At 71.4% G+C, this 18,617-nt stretch carries 18 protein-coding genes; 13 read left to right on the top strand and 5 right to left on the bottom strand.

All coding sequences use genetic code 11. The features are described 5' to 3' along the window. The first annotated feature begins 81 nt into the window (after positions 1-81). Positions 82-5,787 (top strand): peroxidase family protein, encoded by a 5,706-nt coding sequence (locus tag ACIA1L_RS07580; RefSeq protein WP_396071691.1) that lies wholly within the window; start codon positions 82-84, stop codon positions 5,785-5,787. Between the two features lie 450 nt (positions 5,788-6,237). Here the strand turns inward: ACIA1L_RS07580 and ACIA1L_RS07575 are convergent, their stop codons facing one another. Both ACIA1L_RS07575 and ACIA1L_RS07570 read right to left on the bottom strand, forming a co-directional pair. Continuing rightward, positions 6,238-6,447 (bottom strand): DUF397 domain-containing protein, encoded by a 210-nt coding sequence (locus ACIA1L_RS07575; protein WP_396071689.1) that lies wholly within the window; start codon positions 6,445-6,447, stop codon positions 6,238-6,240. Continuing rightward, a complete protein-coding gene (locus ACIA1L_RS07570) occupies positions 6,444-7,274 on the bottom strand; it encodes a helix-turn-helix domain-containing protein (protein ID WP_396071688.1) in 831 nt (276 codons plus the stop codon). The genes ACIA1L_RS07575 and ACIA1L_RS07570 overlap by 4 nt, the downstream gene beginning before the upstream one ends. A gap of 237 nt (positions 7,275-7,511) precedes the next feature. Between ACIA1L_RS07570 and ACIA1L_RS07565 the strand changes: the two genes are divergently transcribed. The 9 genes from ACIA1L_RS07565 (at position 7,512) to ACIA1L_RS07525 (ending at position 14,902) form a co-directional block, all read left to right on the top strand. Further along, complete coding sequence (locus ACIA1L_RS07565; protein ID WP_396071686.1) at positions 7,512-7,793, top strand: hypothetical protein; 282 nt, start codon at positions 7,512-7,514, stop codon at positions 7,791-7,793. After that, complete coding sequence (locus ACIA1L_RS07560) at positions 7,774-8,052, top strand: hypothetical protein (RefSeq protein WP_396071685.1); 279 nt, start codon at positions 7,774-7,776, stop codon at positions 8,050-8,052. Before ACIA1L_RS07565 ends, ACIA1L_RS07560 begins: the two co-directional genes overlap by 20 nt. A gap of 95 nt (positions 8,053-8,147) precedes the next feature. Next, complete coding sequence (locus tag ACIA1L_RS07555) at positions 8,148-9,146, top strand: hypothetical protein (RefSeq protein ID WP_396071684.1); 999 nt, start codon at positions 8,148-8,150, stop codon at positions 9,144-9,146. Beyond that, entirely contained in the window at positions 9,143-10,117 is a 975-nt protein-coding gene (locus tag ACIA1L_RS07550) for a glycosyltransferase family 2 protein (protein WP_396071683.1), read from the top strand. Before ACIA1L_RS07555 ends, ACIA1L_RS07550 begins: the two co-directional genes overlap by 4 nt. Beyond that, on the top strand, positions 10,114-10,989 hold the full coding sequence (locus tag ACIA1L_RS07545; RefSeq protein ID WP_396071682.1) for a phosphotransferase: 876 nt from the start codon (positions 10,114-10,116) through the stop codon (positions 10,987-10,989). The genes ACIA1L_RS07550 and ACIA1L_RS07545 overlap by 4 nt, the downstream gene beginning before the upstream one ends. Beyond that, entirely contained in the window at positions 10,989-12,137 is a 1,149-nt protein-coding gene (locus ACIA1L_RS07540) for a glycosyltransferase family 4 protein (RefSeq protein WP_396071681.1), read from the top strand. Before ACIA1L_RS07545 ends, ACIA1L_RS07540 begins: the two co-directional genes overlap by 1 nt. Then, positions 12,134-13,288 (top strand): glycosyltransferase, encoded by a 1,155-nt coding sequence (locus tag ACIA1L_RS07535; RefSeq protein WP_396071679.1) that lies wholly within the window; start codon positions 12,134-12,136, stop codon positions 13,286-13,288. The genes ACIA1L_RS07540 and ACIA1L_RS07535 overlap by 4 nt, the downstream gene beginning before the upstream one ends. Continuing rightward, positions 13,270-13,926: a histidine phosphatase family protein gene (locus tag ACIA1L_RS07530; RefSeq protein WP_396071678.1), complete on the top strand. Its 657-nt coding sequence runs from the start codon at positions 13,270-13,272 to the stop codon at positions 13,924-13,926. Before ACIA1L_RS07535 ends, ACIA1L_RS07530 begins: the two co-directional genes overlap by 19 nt. Then, a complete protein-coding gene (locus tag ACIA1L_RS07525) occupies positions 13,916-14,902 on the top strand; it encodes an NAD-dependent epimerase/dehydratase family protein (RefSeq protein ID WP_396071677.1) in 987 nt (328 codons plus the stop codon). The genes ACIA1L_RS07530 and ACIA1L_RS07525 overlap by 11 nt, the downstream gene beginning before the upstream one ends. A gap of 8 nt (positions 14,903-14,910) precedes the next feature. Here ACIA1L_RS07525 and ACIA1L_RS07520 read toward each other — a convergent pair whose 3' ends face one another. After that, positions 14,911-15,252 carry a hypothetical protein gene (locus ACIA1L_RS07520; protein ID WP_396071676.1) on the bottom strand — a complete coding sequence of 114 codons (342 nt, stop codon included), beginning with the start codon at positions 15,250-15,252 and terminating at the stop codon, positions 14,911-14,913. Between the two features lie 96 nt (positions 15,253-15,348). Between ACIA1L_RS07520 and ACIA1L_RS07515 the strand changes: the two genes are divergently transcribed. Continuing rightward, positions 15,349-16,359 carry an SMP-30/gluconolactonase/LRE family protein gene (locus ACIA1L_RS07515; protein WP_396071675.1) on the top strand — a complete coding sequence of 337 codons (1,011 nt, stop codon included), beginning with the start codon at positions 15,349-15,351 and terminating at the stop codon, positions 16,357-16,359. 166 nt (positions 16,360-16,525) lie between these two features. Beyond that, positions 16,526-16,930, top strand: a complete 405-nt coding sequence (locus ACIA1L_RS07510; protein WP_396071674.1) for an SSI family serine proteinase inhibitor — start codon at positions 16,526-16,528, stop codon at positions 16,928-16,930. 186 nt (positions 16,931-17,116) lie between these two features. Here the strand turns inward: ACIA1L_RS07510 and ACIA1L_RS07505 are convergent, their stop codons facing one another. Next, positions 17,117-17,284 (bottom strand): hypothetical protein, encoded by a 168-nt coding sequence (locus tag ACIA1L_RS07505; protein WP_396071673.1) that lies wholly within the window; start codon positions 17,282-17,284, stop codon positions 17,117-17,119. A 266-nt stretch (positions 17,285-17,550) separates the two neighbouring features. Here ACIA1L_RS07505 and ACIA1L_RS07500 point away from each other — a divergent pair, with 266 nt between their 5' ends. Further along, positions 17,551-17,733, top strand: a complete 183-nt coding sequence (locus ACIA1L_RS07500) for a hypothetical protein (RefSeq protein WP_396071672.1) — start codon at positions 17,551-17,553, stop codon at positions 17,731-17,733. Positions 17,734-17,984: 251 nt separating this feature from the next. Here the strand turns inward: ACIA1L_RS07500 and ACIA1L_RS07495 are convergent, their stop codons facing one another. Beyond that, positions 17,985-18,515 (bottom strand): hypothetical protein, encoded by a 531-nt coding sequence (locus ACIA1L_RS07495; RefSeq protein WP_396071671.1) that lies wholly within the window; start codon positions 18,513-18,515, stop codon positions 17,985-17,987. Positions 18,516-18,617: the final 102 nt, after the last annotated feature.

Genomic DNA, 18,617 nt, shown 5'->3' with positions numbered 1-18,617 from the left:
TCCTCAGGCCGACCACACCGCCTCAGCCCAAGATGTGGCAATCGCTCGGAATTCTCCCCTGACTCCCCCGGAGAACGCCTCATGAAGCTCCCCCTCGGGCTCGCCATCGGCGGCCTGCTCGCCACCACCCTGATCGCCACGCCGGCCACAGCCGCGCCGGCCGGTCAGGGCTTCACGGTCACCCCGGCCGACCTGGCCTACATCCTCAAGCAGATCAAGATCGCCGAGGCGCACGCCGCCTCGACCACCAGCGAGACCGGCCCCTGCGGCACGCTGCTGGGCACCGGCCCGAACCAGATCGCCAGCCCGCTCGTCTCGATGGGCCTGCGCACGGTCGACGGCTCCTGCAACAACCTCGTCGCCGGGCAGGAGAAGCACGGCGCCGCCGACCAGCTCTTCCCCCGGATCGGCGGGAAGGACTTCAAGGCGGCCGAGAACGCCCCCGCCGGCCTCTTCGGCCCCGGCAGCCCCGCGTTCCCCACCACCTACGCGGACAAGAGCAACGGCAACACGGTCGTCGACTCGCAGCCGCGCGTGATCAGCAACCTGATCGTCGACCAGACCGAGGCCAACCCGGCCGCCGTCGCCGCGGCGGGTAACCCGGTCCGTAGCCAGTCCGGCGGCGGCAGGACGCCGGCCAAGGACGGCGACACCACGCTGTTCATCCCCAACGTCACCACCGACATCGGCCTGAGCGCGCCGTACAACTCGTGGTTCACGCTCTTCGGTCAGTTCTTCGACCACGGCATCGACCAGACGGTCAAGGGCGGCGGCACCGTCGTGGTCCCGCTGCGCGCCGACGACCCGCTGATCGCCGGCAACGACCGCATTCCGGGTACGGCCGACGACCCCAAGCCGGGCGACGCGCGCTACGTGCCCCCGTCGATGCGGTTCATGGCGCTGACTCGGGCCGCCAACCAGCCCGGCCCGGACGGCAAGCTCGGCACCGCCGACGACGTCCAGGATGCCAAGAACACCGACACGCCGTTCGTCGACCTGTCCCAGACCTACACCTCGCACGCCGCGCACCAGGTCTTCCTGCGCGAGTACGCGGACGACTCGATCGGCCGCCCGGTCGCCACCGGCCGGCTGCTCTCCAACGCGGCCGGCGGCCTTCCCACCTGGGCGGACACCAAGAAGCAGGCCCGCGAGCAGCTCGGCCTCGCGCTCACCGACGCCGACGTGCTCAACGTGCCGTCGATCCTCACCGACGCGTACGGCAAGTTCGTCCCGGGTCCGGCCCGCGGCCTGCCGCAGTACGTGACGGCGACCGGCCTGGTCGAGGGCGACCGCGCCAACCCGGTGGCCGTGCCCGCGAACACGCTGCACTTCGACACCCCGTTCGTCACGGACATCGCGCACCACGCCGACCCGACCCCGGTGGACGCCGACCACAACCCGGCCACCCCGAAGGTCGCGCCCCGCGCCGACGACGACACCACCGCCTCCGCGGACTTCAGCAAGCAGCCCGCCGGCACGTACGACGACGAGATGCTGGCCGCGCACTACGTGGCCGGTGACGGCCGGGCCAACGAGAACATCGGCCTCACCGCCGTGCACCAGATCTTCCACTCGGAGCACGAGCGGCTGGTCGGCGACATCGAGCGGGTCCTCACCGAGGACGGCGGCCCGGCCCTGGCCGAGTGGAAGTTCGGCGACGACTTCAACGGCGAGCGCATCTTCCAGGCGGCCCGCTTCATCAACGAGATGGAGTACCAGCACCTGGTGTTCGAGGAGTTCGCCCGCAAGATCCAGCCGGCGATCAACCCGTTCCAGCCGTTCGCCTTCACCCAGGGCGAGATCAACCCCGCCGTGTACGCCGAGTTCGCGCACTCGGTCTACCGCTTCGGCCACTCGATGCTGACCGAGAGCATCTCCCGCAAAAACGACGACGGCTCCGACACCTCGATGTCGCTGCTGGACGGCTTCCTGAACCCGCCCGCGTACACCGCCAACGGGACGATGTCCCCGGAGCAGGCCGCCGGCTCGATCGTCATGGGCATGTCGGACCAGGTCGGCAACGAGCTCGACGAGTTCATGACCGACACGCTGCGCGACAACCTGCTCGGCCTGCCGATGGACCTCGCCGCGGTGAACATCGCCCGGGGTCGGTCCGAGGGTGTGCCGGCGCTGAACAAGCTGCGCCGGGTCCTGCACGACAAGACGAACGACGGGCGGCTGGCGCCGTACACGAGCTGGGTGGACTTCGGCGAGAACCTGAAGCACCCGGAGTCGCTGATCAACTTCGTGGCCGCGTACGGAAAGCACTCCTCGATCAAGGCCGCGACCACCGTGGCGGCGAAGCGGGCCGCGGCTCGTGCGATCGTCGACCCGCAGCCCGGCGACGTGGTCCCGGCCGACGCCGCCGCGTTCATGAACGCGATCGGCAGCTGGACCGCGGCAACGTCCGGCCTGGACGACGTCGACCTGTGGGTCGGCGGCCTGGCCGAGACCACCCAGCCGTTCGGCGGCCTGCTCGGCAGCACCTTCGACTTCGTGTTCGAGAGCCAGCTGACCAGCCTGCAGAACGGTGACCGGCTCTACTACCTGGCCCGCACGGTCGGCATGAACCTGCGCGCCCAGCTCGAAGGCAACTCGTTCGCCGAGCTGATCATGCGCAACACCACCGCGCACACCCTCAAGGCGGACGTGTTCGCCACCGCCGACTGCAAGTTCCAGCTCGACAACCTGGCCGGCACCCCGGCCGGCTTCGAGGCCGCGGGCAACCGGGTCACCGACGACCCGGGCACCGACTGCGACGAGCAGGCGCTGCTGATCCGCATGCCGGACGGCACGATCAAGTACAAGGCCCGCAACACCGTGGACGCGCCCGGCATCAACGGCCAGTCCGTCTACAACGGCACCGAGAACCGCGACCGCGTCGTCGCCGGCAACGACAACGACACCCTGTGGGGCAACGAGGGCGACGACGTCCTCGAAGGCGGCGCCGGCAACGACCACATCCTCGGCGGTGAGGGCGACGACATCATCACCGACCTCAGCGGCGACGACATGCCCAAGGGCGGCGACGGCAACGACGCCATCGACGGCGGCCCCGGCCTGGACATCGTCAACGGCGGCACCGGTAAGGACTTCCTGAACGGCGGCGCCAACGCCAACGACACCTTCGGCAACGAGGGCGACGACTTCATCATCGCCGGCGACGGCGAGGACGCGGCGTGGGGCGACTCCGGCAACGACTGGATGGAGGGCGGCAACTCCCCCGACCTGCTGCAGGGCGACAGCGGCAACCTGTTCTTCCTCGACGACTCCAACAAGCCCGGCCACGACGTCTTCCTCGGCCAGGGCGGCGACGACGACTACGACATGGAGGGCGGCGACGACATCGGCGTCCAGGGCCCCGGCATCGAGAAGAACGCGGGCGGCTCCGGTTACGACTGGTCCATCGCGTCCAGCCCCGACCAGGGCGGCGACGACCAGCCGATGGACGCCGACCTGGACCTGCCGCTCAACCCGCTCGACGTGCTCACCGTCGGCGTCCGCGACCGCTACAACGAGGTCGAGGCGCTGTCCGGCGGCAAGCACAACGACACCCTGCGCGGCGACGACGTCACCCCGTCCACGGTGGGCGGCGACGGCGGCGGCTTCCTCGGCTGCGACGCCCTGGACGCTGCGGGCATCGCCCGGATCAAGGGCCTCGAGCAGATCGTCACGCACCTGCCGACCCCGGCCTCCGCGGTCAGCAACCAGAGCGGCCGCCCCTGTGACCTCTCCGGCAACGTGTGGGGCGAGGGCAACATCCTGCTCGGTGGTGAAGGCGACGACACCATCGAGGGCCGCCTCGGCGACGACATCATCGACGGCGACCGCTACCTCAACGTCCGGCTCAGCGTCCGCGACGCCGACGGCATCCAGATCCGCTCGGCCCGCAGCATGACCGAGCTCCAGGCCGACGTCTTCGCCGGCAAGATCAACCCCAAGGACATCGTCACCGTACGGGAGGTCCTCACGTCGCCCACCAAGGGCAACGACACCGCGGTCTTCGCCGGCACCCGCAGCCAGTACGCCGTCGACCCGTTCGGCGACGCCCTGATCGTTTCCGGCCCGGACGGCACCGACATCCTGCGCAACATCGAGAAGCTGGCCTTCGCCGACGAGACGGTCGAGGTCACCGCCCCGGTCGCCTTCGCGGGCATCACGGCCTTCGGCGGCGACGCCCAGGCCACCGTCCTGTGGACCCTGCCCGAAGAGACCGCCGGCGACCGGATCACCAGCTTCACGTTGGAGCGCAACGACGGCCCGAACACCGTCACCACCGAGCTCACCGACACCGCGGCCCGCAGCCTGGTCGTCACCGGCCTCACCAACGGCACGGCGATCACCTTCCGGATCCGCGCCAACACGGTGGACGGCCCGGGCAGCTGGACCGCCTGGTCCAACCCGGTCACCCCCGCCCCGGCGACTCCCGGCGACGACGACGAGCCCGAAGAGCCCGGCGACGACGACGAGACCGAAACGCCGACCGACCCGACCGACCCCACGAACCCCACGAACCCGACCGACCCGACCACGCCGACCAACCCCACGAACCCGACCACACCCACCAACCCGACGAACCCCACCAACCCGACCACGCCGGTCACCCCGACCGCTCCGGGCGCCCCGGTCATCGGCACCGCGACCGCGGGCAACGGCACCGCTCTGGTCCGCTGGACGGCGCCGACCTTCACCGGCGGCAGCGAGGTCTACGGTTACGAGGTCCAGGCCCTGGACGACGAAACCGGCACCGTGCTCGGCGTGGACGTCGCGGCACCGGACGCCACCGAGCTGACCTTCACAGACCTGGTCACCACCGGCGTCTACTCCTTCCGGGTCCGCGCGGTGAACGCGGCGGGAGCGAGCGCCTTCTCGGCCATCTCGAACGCCATCGTCCCGAACGTGACCGGCCCGGCGAACCCTGGCACGCCCGGCAACCCCGGCACGCCCGGCAACCCTGGAACGCCCGGCAACCCTGGCACGCCCGGCAACCCGAGCAACCCTGGCACGCCCGGCAACCCGAGCAACCCGGGAACGCCGAACAACCCGACCGACCCCGGCACGCCGGGAACGCCCGGTAACCCCGGAACGCCGAGTAACCCCGGCACCCCTGGCACGCCCGGAACGCCCGGAACCGGCACGCCTGGCACTCCGGACGCGGGTAGCCCCGGAGCGTCACGCACCGCGCCCGGCAAGCCGGTGCTCGGGCGGGCCACCGCCGGCAAGGGCCTGGTCGTTGTCCGCTGGACCGCGCCGGCATCTAACGGCGGCATGCCGATCACCCGCTACGAGGTGCAGGTCCTCGACGCGAACGGCAAGCCGGTGGGCAGCGTCCGCAAGGCGTCCGCTACCGCCTCGGTGCTTGCGGTGTCTGGCCTCGCCAACGGCAAGGCGTACCGCTTCCGGGTCCGCGCAGTGAACGAGATCGGCACCGGTGCACTGTCCTCCGCCTCGGCGAAGGTCACGCCCCGGACCGTGCCCAGCGCCCTGAAGAGCCTCACCGGCACTTCCGGCCCGGCCCGCGGCACGCTGACCGCCACCCTGAAGTGGACGGCCCCGGCCTCGACAGGCGGCGCGACGGTTACCGCGTACCGGATCACCCGCCAGCGGCTCAACGCCAACGGCACCCGGCGCGGCGCCCCGATCGTGATGACGGTGTCTGGCACGGCCCGCTCGTTCACCTTCACCGCCGCCGGCGTTCCGGCGGGCACCCGGTACCGCAGCACGGTCCAGGCCGTGAACGTGGCCGGGGCGGGCAAGGGCCGCGAGGTCACGGTCCAGGTCCGCTAACCCCGCACCCGCAATACCTCGGGCGGCGCTGCCACGGCAGCGCCGCCCGATCCGTTTTTCCGGCGAGACCATCCGCGCCGTTGGATCATCGGCTGCGACGGCATCAACAGCCAGGTACGCGCCGACGCCGGCATCATCCACCGCGGCGCCACCTACCGGCAGCGTTACGTCCTCGGCGACCTCCGCGCCGACCGACCCCATCCGCCCCTACGCCCTGTCCACGCCGCGAGGGCTACAACAACGGTCAGCACCGGTCCCAGGCCATGCTCGACGCCGGCGTACGCCGCGTCCTCGTCGAGCGATAGGCGCGGGCATCAGGTGCCAGGCCGATTGCCGCCAGGCGCGGAGTCGGAGTCGCTGTGGGGGCGGCGCCAGGTGGAGGCCATGGCTCGCGCTTGTCCTCGGCCCGCGACACGCAGCCAGGCATTCGCGCGCACCCGCACCGCGGGTCTAGTCGTGGAGCAGGTGGTCGAACTCGCGGTTGCGGGCGCCGTCGAGGAAGGCGTCCCACTCTTCGGTGGTGAATCGCAGGATGGGGCCGGCGCCGGCGTCCTTGGTGTCGCGGACCTCGATCATGCCGTTGTGGCGGCGGGATTCGACGCAGCTCCCGCCGTTACCGCCGCTCTTCCTGGCCTTGATCCACGGGGTGGTCGTGCTCATGGTGCGTACTCTCCGATCGGCGTGGACTGCTGATGGATCAGCTGGAAGATCCGGCGGTACTCGTCGAGCTCGGCCGGCTTCTCGAGGTAGCGCGCTCCGACCTGGGTTTCCAGGTAGGCGACGGCGGGGTCTTCGTCGTCGGGGAAGTCGAGGATCCGGAATGCGCCGGTCATGGCGGCGTGGGCGCCCGCGGCGAACGGCAGTACCCGGATCTCGACCTGGGGGCGCTGGGAAAGCTCGCGCAGGTGGGCGATCTGGGCGTCGAGGACTTCTCGGCCGCCGACGAGGCGGGTCAGGACGTTCTCGCCGAGCACGATGGTGAGCTGCGGTGCCGGGCTGCGGTCGAAGAGGCGGCCCTGTCGCTCGAGGCGGAGCTTGACGTGCCGGGCGATGGTGTCGTCGTCGTCCTGGGGCTGGGCGGCGCGGTAGACCGCGTGGGCGTACTCGGCGGTCTGGAGTTCGCCGGGGATGATGCCGTCCTCGAAGGTGCGGATCGCCGAGGCGGCTTCCTCGAGGTCGAAGTAGAGCTGGAACCAGTCGGGGACGACGTCGGCGTAGTCCTCCCACCAGCCCTGTTTGTTGGTGTTCTCGGCCATCTTCGACAGCTGCGCAGTCTCTTCCGGCGTAGCGCCGTAGAGGGCACAGAGCGCCCACACGTCGGGGATCTTGACCGGGACCTGGCCGCTCTCGATCCGCCACACCTTCGAGCGAGACGCGATCTTCCGCTTCTCGACGTCGATCCCGGCCATGCCGGCCGCTTCGCGCAGCCGCCCGAGCTTGCGTCCCAGCTGCCGCCGGACCATCGATGTCGGTGTCACCTCGACCATCGCACCTCCCTGGTCAGTGTTTCACGACGCAACATCGCCGCGCATGGAGCGTATCGGCGCCTTGTCGCACGGCGCCGCTAGCGCGCAGAGAAATTTCTACGTGAAATGTTGCACGGTGCGATGCGCGCTGCAATGCTGGCTGTCAGTGGCGGCGAGACTGCACAAGGTGATCATCAAGTTCTTGCGCTCCCAGCCTCTCTTCTTGTCGCGTGTAGACCAGATCAGGCGGTGTTGGTTATGCCGATCGATGTCCTCGTTCTCTCCGAATCCCGAGATCGGTCCCCCGCGCAGCGCGGGCTACCGCCCGGCGCCGCGGTGTGGGTCGAGCGCGGTGAAGGCCGCCGGCCCGCAATCGTGCTGCTGGCGAACGCGCGAGCGGCGACGGTCCGGTACCGGCCCACGGCGGGGCGGGGCACCGTAGTCGACACGGTGCTCACCGAGCGGATCAGCGTGCGGCGCGAGGCCGACATGGTGGACGACGCGACGGGGAGCATCCGTGATGTCCGCCGGGCTAGCTGACATCGACGCCGTGCAGCACCGGCCGGTCCGCCGGTGGCTGCGGCGGCGCTGTGTCTGCGGGCTGCGCTGGCCTTGTCTGGACCGGCGGCCTCCTGCACCGGCACTTACCTCTCCCTCGCCCGAGGTTCCGCAGTGGGCGAGGGGGCGTACCGAGGTGCTCCCGCAACGCGGCTGGATCAACGAGCAGACCCCGGCGCAGGCCTGGCGCGGCAACGGTGGCCGCGGGCGCGACGACCGGCAGCGTCCGCCCGGCCGCTGAGGGCAGGGCGGTTCAACAACGAAACCAGCGGGGGCGGCGCGGGCCGCACTCGCAAGAGACGCGGGCCGGAAAGGTCCGCGTGTGGGAGGTGAATCTTGTCGGTCGACGGTGAGGTCGTCTTGGCCCGGGTGGGCGAGGTGACGGTGGCGGTCCGCTCGGCGGTGCCGCTGGTGCGCGACACGATGGCCCAGTTCTACCCGCGCGCTGCCGCGGGTGACCCGCAGTGGACGGTGAGCGCGCAGGCCGGCGTCGCCCCGAAGGGGGTGCCGCTGACCCGCTTCGGCGTCGGCATCCAGGTCGACGCGCCGGGCCGGGAGGTGCGGCTGTGGTCGTGCTCGGCGCTGAACCTTGCGGTGACCACCCGCAAAGTGGTCCGGGAGGTGTTCCTGGACGCATGCGAGCGGGCCGGGTACACGATGGTGCACGCCTCGGCGATCTACACCGATGAGCAGGTGGTGATGTTCGCCGCGGACAAGCGGGGCGGCAAGACCACCCTCGCGTTGCGAGCGGTGTTGGAGCACGACTGGCGGTGGCTGTCCAACGACCACTTGATCCTGCTGCCCGGCGCTGACGGCGGGCTGGTCGCAACGTCGCTGCCGACGCCGATCCCGGTCAAGGCGGGCACCCTGGTCGACCTGTGGGAGAAGCTGCCAACCCCGTGGGACGCCAACGGCTTCGACATCGAGGCGTGGCGGCGGATCCCTAGGCAGCGCCGGTACGCGGCCGACGACGCGGGGTACTTCACGTTCGCGCAGCTCGAGCAGCCCAATCCGGTCATGGTGCCGCTGGCCGGCAAGCGGGTCTCGGTGGTCTTCCCGCGCTACGCCGCCCCGAACGTCCGGCACGGCCTGACCGCGATGGGCCCGGTGGACACCGCCGCGGAGCTGGCCGGTCACCTTCGGACGGACTGGCTCACCGACGACTTGTCCCGTGAGCGGCATCTGCCGTTCGAGCACCGCGACCCGGCCGCCTTCGCCCTCGAAGGGGTCCGGCTCACCGACCTACTCACGCGCCTAGCCGGGGGCGGCTGGCACTACGAGCACCGCGGTGATCCCGGCCCGCTGCTCAACGTCCTGGCCGGGGCGGCCCGGTGACCGCCCGGCCGGCGGTGAGCAGCGTGATCACCACATTCCACCGGCCAGACGGGCTCCGACGCGCGTTGACCAGCGTCTGCGCGCAGCCGGTCGACGGCCACGAGGTGATTGTGGTCAACGACGCCGGCCCGGACGTCAGCGCGATCGTCGCCGCCGCGGCCCGGCCGGTGCGGCTGATCACCCTGCCCGAGAACCGGGGTCTCGCGGTCGCCCGCAAGGTCGGTGTCGCGGCGGCGCGCGGCGAGTTCGTGGCGTTCCTCGACGACGATGATGTGTGGTTGCCGACGCATCTGCCGACCGCCCTGGACGCGTTGGGCACCAGCAGCGTGGACGCGGTCTACACGACGTGTCTGGTGGCGCACGAACTGGCCGAGCCGGGCCGTGAGGTGCGCTCGCGGTACCGGTTCGCGGTGCCGTTCGACGCGCAGCTGCTGGCGGTTACCAACCTGACCCCGGTCATCTCGGTGGTGGCCCGCCGGTTCGACGCTGGCGATCCGATGCTGCACCCGCATGGGGCGATCCAGGAGGACTGGGCGATGTGGCTCGGCCTGGTCCGCGGCCGCGGCTGGCGCCTGCAGCACGTCGACGTGCCGACGGCGGTGTACCACCGGGTCCCGTCCGCGACGTCGATGACCGGCGCCGCCGCGGCCACGACGGCGGGGATTCGCCGGTTCGCCGCCGGGCACCGACGGTTGCATCAGCGGTGGCCGGTCCACCCGTCCAGCCCCGCCGGGCGCGGCCGGTGGATGCCGCACCGCATGTACGACCTGGTCCACGCCCGACACGCGGCCGGGTTGCCGGTGGATCCGTGTTACTACGAGCGGTGCCTGCCGGTCATCGCCGCCGCCCTCGCCGGCCAGTTGAACCGGGAAGACGCGGAAACGGCGCTGGCCGCCGCGGTGGCACCCGATATCCCCGGCCCGCGCACGCCCGACAGTGTTTCCGCTACTTCAGAGGAGGTCTCTTCATGACGGTGGTCCAGACCTGGCACGCCCGCGCCGGTGCATGCCTGCCCGGGGTGCGGCTCGACGACGCGCCGCTGCACCGCACCGACAAGGCGGTGCTGCTCAGCGGCGTCCTCGACGACCTGCAGGTCGTGGTGAAACTGCTCGTCGACGACGACCCGTTCTGGCGGGCGAAGTTCACCGCAGAGATCGCCACCTACCGGGCGTTCGACACCGCGCCGCCGCCGGTGGCCGTGCCGCGGCTGATCGCCGCCGAACCCGCCGCCGGGGTCCTGGCCGTGACCCGCCTCCCGGGCCGGCCGGTGGCCGCCGACCGGTACCCGACAGAGCTCGACCCGGCCGCCGTGCAGGTCATGCTCGACGCAGCCGGGGCGCTGCAATCATGGACCGCCCCCGACCGGCTGTACCCGGCCGTGTGGGACTACCCGTACCGGTTCGCCCGCTACCGCACCGAGTACGGGCTGCTCGACGACCGCGACGAGGCCGCGCTGACCGCGCTCGCCGCAGCGGCCGGGCCGATGCGGCTGGCCCACGGCGACCTGCTGCCCACCAACGTCCTCCGCGGCCCCGACGGGGTGCTGTACGGGGTTTTGGACTGGGAGTTCACCGGCCGGTACCTGCCCGGCCTGGACGCGGCCCTGCTCTGGCTCATCCTCGGCCGCCTGCCCGGCGTACGCCCCGCTATCGAGCAGCTCGCCGGCAGCGACCCGGCGCAACTGGCGGGGTTCTGGACCAACGTTGCCACCCTCGCCGTGCGGGAACTGCGCACGCACGGCGAGCTGGAAGACGGGCCGCTGCGCACCGACCGGCTGCCCTACCTCGAGCAGACGTGGGACAGCGTGCGGGCCCGGGTGCACGAGCTGGCCGGGGTGCGGTGATGCGGATAGCCCTGGTCCACCGGGACCTGCACCAGATCACCCGCGGCGGTATCTGCACCCTCTACCGCGACCTTGCCGAGCACCTCGTGCAGGCCGGTAACGAGGTCGTGCTGCTCACCCAGGACACCCCGCATCCCGTCTCAGGGCCGGGACTCACGGTGGTGACATTGCCGCGCACCGAGGACATGAGCGTCCACCGAGCCGCGGTCGCCCGCGCCATCGACCTGTTCGCCCCGGACGTGGCCGAGTGCTCCACCTGGCAAGCCGAACTGCTCACTTACGCACAGCAGCAGCCGTCGCGGCGAGTGCCGGTGCTGGTCCGCGGGGACCTGTCCGCGCACACCATGGGCGCGGACCAGTTGGCCGCCGACGAGCGCCGGATCTGCGGCCGCGCTGACGCGGTCGTGGCGGTCAGCGAGTTCGCCGCCGACGACCTGGCCGCCGCCTACCGCATCGCCCGCCCGACGGTGATCGCCAACGGCGTCGACCGGACCCGGTTCACCCCGCACGGGCACACCCGGCCCGGCTCCGGCTGGCAGGTCCAGCTCGGCCGGTCCGGCACGGTCACCGCCCGCCGCCCGCTCACCGAAGCGCTCGACGATCCGCAGTGGGCGCGCTTCTTCGCGGCCGGCGCCGAGCGGCTGCCGCTGCTGGTGTGGGTCGGCAAGTTCACCGAGATGAAGGGCTTCGACCGGCTGTCCCGGATCGCGGCGCGGCTAGCCGGGCAGGCCCGGCTGATGATCGTTCTCGGCCACGGCCAGGTCCACTACCCGGTCGACCTGCCCGACGACGTCCTTGTCTGTCAGGACCTCGACCCCAGTGACGTGCCGGCGGTGTACCGGGCCGCGGACTACCTGCTGTCGACCTCGCGGTGGGAGGGCTACGGCCTGGCCATCGCCGAAGCCCTGGCCTGCGGCACCCCGGCCCTGCTGCCCGCCGACCTTGGTGTCGCCGCCGAGCTGCTCACCCCCGGCGTCACCGGCCAGGTCTGGGCCGACGAGGCCGCGCTGCTGGACCTCCTCGACACGCGGCCCCCACTGACCGGCGGGCTGCCCGCGCGATACACCTGGCAGGCCAACGCGCGCGCCACCCTCGCCATCTACCAGGCGCTGCTCGACAAGGTGTCGACATCGAGGGTGGACCGGTGAGGGTGCTACTGGCCGGGCCGGACCACCCGCAGGGCAGCCTGCCGCCCTACCTCGACCTGTTCGCCGCCGAACTGCGCCGCCTCGGCACCACCGTCGACCGCCTCGGTGCCCCCGGCGTTCCCTACGACCCCGTCCGTGGTGACTTCCTCACCGCCGCGGAGCTCGTCGCCGTGGCCGACGCCCTCGCCACCCGCATCGACCCGGCCAGCTATGACCTGATCAGTCTGCATTTCGGCAACCTTGAGATCGAGCAGCTGCTCGTCGCGCGGTGGCACCATCACGGCGCTGCGCTGCCCCCGGTGGTGGTGCACGTGCACGCCCTGGACCCCACCCTGGTCGCCGTGCACCGACCCGACGCCGCCCTGCGCGTCGCGGTCGACGCCACGCTCGTCACCGCGGGCGGGCTGGTCTACTTCGGCCGGTACGCCCAGCAGGCGCTCGCCGTCCGGCTGCCCGCCGTCGCCGCCCGGCCCGCCCGGGTGGCGCCTCTGCCGACCACGATTACGGCCGGCACCCGCCCTGCCGCCGGGCCGGCGCTGGCCGCCGCGCTCACCGACCCGCGGCCTGGCACCACCGTGCTCAGCCTCTGTGGATATGCCGCCCCGTGGAAGAGCGCCGCGGATCTGATCGCTGCCCTCGCGCGAACCGAGGCCCGGCTGCGGGTCGTGCTGGCCGGCCCGTTCTGGGACGACCCCTGCCAGGCCGGCATCGATCTGCGCCCCGCCGTCGGCCAGCCAATGCCGTTGGGCGTCGACGCGCAGCTGGTCGTCGTCGCCGACTACCTGGACGCGCCGGAGCGGGCCGCGCTCGTCGCGGGCAGCGCCGCCGGAGTGTTCCCGTACCGGCCGCAGCACACCTTTCAGGGCTCCGGCGCGATCGCCGACTACCTCGCCTACGGGCGGCCGGTCATCGCCGCCGATGTCGCGAACATGGCCGAACTCACCGCCGACGCCGGCGTCATCGTGGCGCCCGGCGACCCGGCCGCGCTCGCGGCAGCTCTTGATCGGTACGCCACCGACCCCGGCCACCGGGCCACGCTGCGGACCGCCGCTGGGAACCGAGCGCACCAGTTCACCCCCGCCGGGCACGCCGCCGCGTGCTTGGCCTTCTACCAGCACGTCAGGAGTGCACAGTGCCGCCGACTGAGTTGACCATCGCCCGGCACGGGCAAGCCTGGTGCAACCAGGACCAGCGGATCGCCGGCCCGGCGACCTGCCGCGGCCTCACCCCCACAGGCCGGCACCAAGCCGCACGGCTCGCCGCCCGCATCAGCGCCGAGCACCAGCGCCAGCCGTACGCCGCCCTCTACGCCAGCCCGCTGCCGCGCACCCGGCAGACCGCTGACACCGTCGCCGTCGCAGCCGGCCTGCCAGTCACCGTCGTCGACGACCTGCGCGAACCTGACTACGGCACCGCCGACGGTGCCCGGTGGGCCGACGTCGTCGCCGCGTTCGGCGCCGCCCCCGCCCTGAACCCGGACCGGCCGATTGCCGACGGCGGCGAAACGTGGCTGCAGCACCAGCAACGCGTCCACACCGCCCTGCTCCGCCTCGTCGCCCAGCACACCGGGCAGCGCATCCTTGTCGTCGCGCACGGCGAAACCGTCACCGCCGCCCACCACTGGTTCTGCCATGTCGACGCCCTGCCGGTCGGCTTCGCCGCCGACCAGACCGCCCTCACCACCTGGCGCCAGCAGCCCATCTCCTGGCTACGCCCCCACGACGGCCAGCAATGGGCACTGATCCGGCACAACGACACCACCCACCTCGCCGCCGGCCATGACGGCTGAACCCCGCCCCGGCGACCCGCTGGCCGGGCGCCGCATCGTCGTCACCGGCGCGCACGGCGCCATCGGCAGCCACCTCGTCCGCCGCCTGATCGCCTCGTCCGCCGACGTGCTCTGCCTCGACACCGCTCCGCCCACGACCTCCCGGTTGGCGAGCCCACACCTGAGCACTGTGCGCTGCGACATCCGCTCCCGGGCGCTGCCGGCGACCATCGCCGCCCACCAACCGGACGTCGTCGTCCACCTCGCCGCCCAGGTCGGCATCCCCGTATCGGTGACCCAGCCGGGCTACGACGCCGACGTCAACATCCGCGGCACCATCGCCGTCGCCGAAGCCACCGCCGCCGCCGGCGCCCGACTGGTCTTCGCCGCCACCTGCGCCATCTACGGCCACCCCGACCGGCTACCCGTCACCGAAACGGCACCGCTGGCACCGATCAGCCCGTACGGCCTGAGCAAAGCCGCCGCGGTGCAGTACCTCGACTGGTTCGCCGCCCACCACCGGCTGCCCGTCACCAGCCTGATCCTCGGCAACGTCTACGGCGCCGGAACGCCGAACGCCGTCGTCGACCGGCTTGTCGCCGCGGCGGCGGCGGGTACCCCGAGCGTGCTGCACGGCGACGGCAACGCAACCCGCGACTTCGTCCACATCGACGACGTCACCGAGGCATTCGCCGCCGCCTGCCTTGCCCCGGCTGCCGGGCGGGTCAACATCGGTAGCGGCACCGAAACCCGCATCCGCGACGTACATCGCCTCATCGCTTGTCGGATCCCGCACATGGTGCCCGCTCTGCGCAGCCCGGCCAGGCCTGGCGACATCCCCCGGATGCACCTAGACGTTGTCCGGGCCGCCGACGCCCTCGGCTGGCGTGCGCGCACCGGACTCGCCTCCGCAGTGGCGGCACTTGCCTATGACGCGGCGCGCATGCGGGCGGGTGGCGCAGACACGGCTCCATCTCGCCGGAGCCCTGCGGCCTGAACGCCTTGTTAGGAGGCTGGGGCGAGGCACTGAGGCAGGGAGATCTTGTCGGTTGCAGTGAAGGGGCGGTGACGGCGGGCAGGGTGTTCGGCCGGTCCATGTAGCCATGCCGCCGGATCGGTCCGGGGGCGAGGCAGCAGCCCGACCAGTGCTGCGGCACAGACCGGCTTCGGCAGCTCTGACCCGAGGTCGCGGGCGACGAATCCGCTGCCGCGGTCCAGGACCACGCTCCGGCCGACCGGCTCGCCGAGATCCTCAGTAGAGATTTGCTGCCAGTCGGGGCCGCTCAGGGTGCGCTCGGCCACGTCGACGGTGAAGCTGACCGCCATCAGCTCGGAGTCGTCGTCCACGCTCTGGTCTGCAGCCACAGCGGGGGCGCGGCCTCGCGCGGGAAGTACTGCGTACCGAAGGTTGAGGTTTGTTGATGTCTTCTCAAGGATGAAGGAATGACTGTTCCCCGCCCTCCCGCGCCCTGGTTGATCCGACCCGCGAAACTGCCGGCCACCACGCCTCCGCCGCTGACCGGTGACTGGGCGGCGACCGACACCCGGCTCGACGACGTCGAGCTGCTGCCCGTTGGCGGCATCGGGCCCGAAGACGTCGCGGTCGCTGCGGACGGCAGCATCTACACGGGTACGGAAGACGGCGGCATTTGGCGCTTCGCGCCCGGCAAGACAACCCCGGGCCTGCTCTGCACGACGGGTGGGCGGCCGCTCGGCATCGAAATCGATCCGCGGGACGGCGCACTCGTGGTCTGCGACGCCTACCGCGGGCTGCTGCGGGTCACCGCCGACGGCACGATCTCGGATCTCACCCGGCGAGCCGGCGGCAGCCGCATCCTGGTCTGCAACAACGCGGCGGTGGCACGCGACGGAGTCGTCTACTTCACCGACAGCTCCAACCGGTTCCCGATCTCGCACTGGCGGCGGGACCTGCTGGAGCACCAGCCCAACGGGAGGATCTGCGCCTACGACCCGGGCACCGGGAAAACCGAGGTGGTCGCCACCGGGTTCCACTTCCCCAACGGGGTGGCACTCACCCCCGACGAGGACGCGTTGCTGTTCTGCGAAACGGTCACCCACCGACTGATGCGGCTGTCGCTCCCGGACGGCAAAGTACGAGAGCTCCGCGACCTGCCCGCGTACCCGGACAACATGTCCCCAGTGGGCGACGGGACCTACTGGGTGGCGCTCGCCAGCCCACGGGTCGCCCTCGCCGAGCGGTTACTGCCACACCCTGCGGTGCGGCGGATTGCGGCCGTTCTGCCGGCGCGGCTGCAGCCCCAGCCAGTGCCGTACACGCTTGCCGCGCTGGTCGATGGAGAAGGCGCCATTGTGCGTACGCTGCACGGCCCGGCCGGGCGTTACGTGATGGCGACCGGGGTGCGGCAACACGGCGACACGCTGTGGCTGGGCAGTCTGACCGAGCGCGCGATCGCCCGTACGTCATTGTCGTGACGGTCATTGTTATGTCATTTTTCACCGTTCACAGGTCGCCCCAAGAAATGCAACAAATCGTTTCTTGGAATGACTCAATGGGCGCCTAGGCTCGTCGACGGCCCGAGCCACACGAAGGCCGGGCGATCAGGTCCGCACAACGGACCACCCTAGGAGGAAAAAAGCAATGAACGCATTCACGCGCGGCGCCCTCACCCTGCTCGCCACCTGTGCCACCGGCGCCGGCATCCTCGCCGCGACCGCCGGCCCCGCCGCCGCGGCCCGCGTCCCGTCCCAGCTGGCCCTCACGGTGGCCGCCCAGGACGGCACCGACGTCAGCATGGCGCTGCTCACCTGCCAGCCGGCCGGCGGAGCCCACCCCCGAGCCGCCGCTGCCTGCGCCACCGTCGCCAGCGTCAACGGCCGCATCGCCTCGCTCGATGTGGACCCCAACGGCGCCTGCACCCGCGAATACCAGCCGGTCACCGCAAGCGCTGTCGGCATCTGGGAGGGCCGCCCGGTCCGCTACACGGAAACCTTCTCCAACCGCTGCGAAATGCTGCGCGAGACGGGCCCGCTCTTCGACTTCTGATGCGCCGCACCAGCCCAGCTCACCCCTTCCCGACGGGTGAGCTGGGCTGGCGGCTCATCCGCTCCCGCAACACGCAAACCAGGTCACGGCCCACGCAGTCGAGCTGGACTTCCCACCGCGCAGCGACGCTGGGCCCATGCGGGCGGGCCCGCGAGTGTCCGCATCGCCCGTAGCGGCTACGCCCGGTTACGCCGGGGCAGCCGCAACCCGGATGCCGGCGCCGGTGGCGAACGGCCGGAGCCGGTCCGGGGCGGGCCGGGCGCCCAGGCGGGCGAGCGTACGGGGGCCCCGCAACGCCCGCGGCGGCTCCTGCCCGACCCGGCGACCAAGCCCAGGTCCGGACCGTCGCCCCACAGATCCTTGCTTTCGGCTGGCGGCACCGCAGGACTGTCCGGCGGTGACATCGGCGACCCACCGCCATCAACGCAGCACCCTCTGTGGAAGTGAGGCACCGCCGCGGCCGATTCGCGTGAGCGATTGATCACCGACGGTGTAATGGCTGCCGGATCGGTCGGGGCGGGGTCGGGTAGACAGCCGGTGCCGACCTCTGGCGCGCCGTGCGACATTGGCGCGCGGATCGGCGCGGAGGGATGGGAATTGTGGCAACCGGGGAGAATTCTGTGGATGACTCGCTGCAGGCGTACTCGGCCGGGCGGGACGATGCGCTGGCCGGGTGCCGGGACGCGGAACGGTCACAGGATCCGGTGACCGGACCGGATTATCGGATGGGTTTCCTCGATGGGCGGGTGGAGATCTTCCGGATGTTCTCTCAGGTGCGTGAAATTCTCGAGGAAAACATTTAACCGCCACCAGTGATCGCATTCCTGAGCCGCCCACAATGAACTGCTGAACTTACGGTCGACGTAACTCCGAGTTCCACCGCTGTTGATCCGGTTTGATCCCGCCACGGGCCTACGCCGATCCCGCCACGGGCCTACGACGTGCGGCGCTGAAGCCCGCCACAGCCCAGCCTCCGGCTCGGAAACGCGCTCCGGTGAAGTTTGGCGCAGCTGGAGGTGCCAGTTGTGGTGGACACCTCCAGCCACGTCTGGGGTCACTCCCAGCGGTGGGCGACGTCGACGGTGATCCGGCCGTGCCCGTCCGAGCCGGTGGCCGCCGTCACGCGGAACGGCAGCCGAGCGCGTACGCCCAGGTCGAACGTGGTGTAACCCTCGAAGCTGCCGGCGTACAGCAGGTCGCGAAGCGTGGTGTATCTCAGCGCGGTGACCGCGTGATCGCCCAGCCGGCGGTCGTAAGTGATCGTGCCGCCGGTCGTGTAGACGGGCGCCAGCAACGTGACGCCGAGGTGCGCGTCGCCGGCGGTGTACGGCGTGACGTCGAGCCCCTCGCCGCCGGTCAGCACCGCGTCCAGGTACTCGACCCGATAGCCGTTCGCGGGGCCGGTGAACTCGAACACCGTGCGGTCGTAGCATTCTTGGCGGCTCGTGGTGACTCGCAGAAGCGAGTTCACACTGAGACTCCCGCCCGCTTTGGGCAGGCTCCCCCAGGTGATCCCGCAGTAGGGCGCGGCCGCGCGAGGCACCGCGGCGCCTGCCGAGCCGGCGCCGGTCAGCGCAACCAGCATGATGAGTACGGTGCAGATCCGAAGTCGCCGCATGACTGCCTCCGAGGACGATTGCGGCTGGTGGGTGGGTAGCAGTATGAGCGCGTTCGGGCACGTCGGGAG

The organism is Actinoplanes sp. NPDC051859 (assembly GCF_044452725.1).
Taxonomy (GTDB): Bacteria; Actinomycetota; Actinomycetes; order Mycobacteriales; family Micromonosporaceae; genus Actinoplanes.
The sequence above is the reverse complement of the archived record's forward strand: the minus strand, read 5'-3'. Positions and strand labels throughout refer to the sequence as shown.